The sequence below is a fragment of the Microcystis sp. M53603_WE2 genome (assembly GCF_030065435.1).
This window is the reverse complement of the sequence record NZ_JASJFF010001055.1, coordinates 1-2,040: the sequence shown is the minus strand read 5'-3', so window position 1 is coordinate 2,040 and position 2,040 is coordinate 1. Positions and strand designations below refer to the sequence as shown.

Annotated in this window: 2 protein-coding genes; one reads left to right on the top strand and one right to left on the bottom strand. The window is 47.2% G+C overall.

Translation table 11 applies throughout. The annotated features are described in order from the left end of the window. The first annotated feature begins 87 nt into the window (after positions 1-87). Positions 88-1,188, top strand: a complete 1,101-nt coding sequence (aroB, locus tag PX481_RS22235) for a 3-dehydroquinate synthase (protein ID WP_002756964.1) — start codon at positions 88-90, stop codon at positions 1,186-1,188. Here the strand turns inward: aroB and PX481_RS22230 are convergent. Next, positions 1,165-2,040, bottom strand: an 876-nt coding sequence (locus PX481_RS22230) for a geranylgeranyl reductase family protein (protein ID WP_288096078.1), incomplete at its 5' end; no start/stop codon positions are given. The genes aroB and PX481_RS22230 overlap by 24 nt on opposite strands.

Below are 2,040 nucleotides of genomic sequence, written 5' to 3'. Positions count from 1 at the left end.
CCCTACACCCATCTCCCCACACCCCACACCCCACTTCCCCATCTCCCCACTTCCCCACTTCCCCACTTCCCCACTTCCCCACACCCTATGGCTATTTGTATTCCCGTTAATTTACCCGATCGCTCCTATAATATTCTGATCGAGAAGGGCAGTTTAGCCAATCTCGGTGCAGAAATGAGCCGGTTAAACTTAGGTAAAAAGGTTTTATTGGTTTCTAATCCCGAAATTTTTGACTATTACGGACATAAAGCCGTTAATTCCCTAGAAAAAGCGGGATTTGCCGTTTTTACTCATCTGATCCCCGCCGGCGAAAATTATAAAACCCTCGATGCGATCGCCCAAGTTTATGATAGCGCCCTCGCTCACCGGCTGGAACGTTCCTCGACTATGGTTGCCCTCGGTGGTGGTGTAATCGGGGATATGACGGGATTTGCGGCAGCCACATGGTTACGGGGCGTTAATTTTGTCCAAGTTCCCACCACCCTGTTAGCGATGGTAGATGCTTCCATCGGGGGTAAAACTGGTGTTAATCATCCCCAGGGCAAAAATCTGATCGGGGCGTTTTATCAACCGAAATTAGTGCTGATCGATCCTGACGTGCTTAAAACCCTACCCGTGCGAGAATTTCGGGCAGGAATGGCAGAAGTGATTAAATACGGTGTAATTTGGGATGCTGAGTTATTTCAACAGTTAGAAGACTCGGACAATTTAGCTAGTTTTTCTCAGATCGATGGCGAGCTATTGCAAACAATTATTACAAAGTCTTGCCAAGCTAAAGCAGATGTGGTAAGCAAAGACGAAAAAGAAGCGGGTTTGCGGGCGATCTTAAACTATGGTCACACGATCGCCCACGGCATTGAAAGTTTAACGGGATATACTAGCGTTAACCACGGGGAAGCGGTGGCCCTGGGGATGGTGGCGGCAGGAGCGATCGCTGTTAAACTGGGAATGTGGACTGCCGGGGAAAATCAACGTCAAACCGATTTAATCGAAAAAGCCGCCTTAGAAACCCATATTCCGCCTTTAAATGCCGATGAGATGGTAAATGCTCTCACTGCCGATAAAAAGGTTAAAGATGGCCAAGTTAGATTTATTTTACCAACGGCGATCGGCCAAGTCACCATTAGCGATCGAGTCACCCCCACCCTGGTGCGCGAGGTGTTATCACCAACCGAATCCAGGCAGTAAAAGCTTTTTCAATTGTTGCATCGCTTGTTGCGTAACATCCCGGTATTTTAAATCTCCCACGAGAATACGTCCCATCAGTTGACCGGCGATCGGGCGTTTAACGGCGACATTGTAGGCGATTTGGGTAAATTGATAGAATAAACCGGCTAATTTGGCCGCTAAAGCCATATCTTCCCCCCATTCTTCCCGAATTATCCGACTATAGCTCGCTAAAGCCCGATTATCTCCGGCTAAAGCTCGATTGATCGCCTCGGCTGCCTTAACTCCCGTCAAAATTGCCGGACGGATACCCTCACCGATGAGAGGATCGAGAATACCCGCCGCTTCTCCTGTAATTAGGGCATTTTGGGCGTGTAGCGGTTGATTTCCGTTCCAAAGGGCTAAAGCATACTCACTATAGCGATAATCCTCTAAATTCCAGCCCTTTTGACGGGCATAATTTAACAGTTGTTTTTTCAGATACTCGGATTTGATGCTGCCCTTAAAACAAGCACCGCTAATTGTGTAACCATTAGACTTGGGAAAAGCCCAGATATAACCATTTTTTAGGGAACCAAAATCAAAAAAAGCTTTTTGGGGTGGAATAGTCGCTTCTGCGTTAGTAATTTCGAGAGTAGCCCCGATCGCTTGGTTTTTCGCCGGTAATCCCAACCAGCGACTGGTATTACCCTTAACACCATCGGCAGCAATCAGATATTTACCTGAAAATGTTCCTTGGGATGTGGTAACTTGCCAGTGATCTTGGACGAATTTGATCTGGGTAACTTCGCTGTTATCTTGGATGGTTGCCCCGACTGCGATCGCCTGTTGACCTAAAAAATCATCGAAACGATCCCTTTGTACCATCCACAT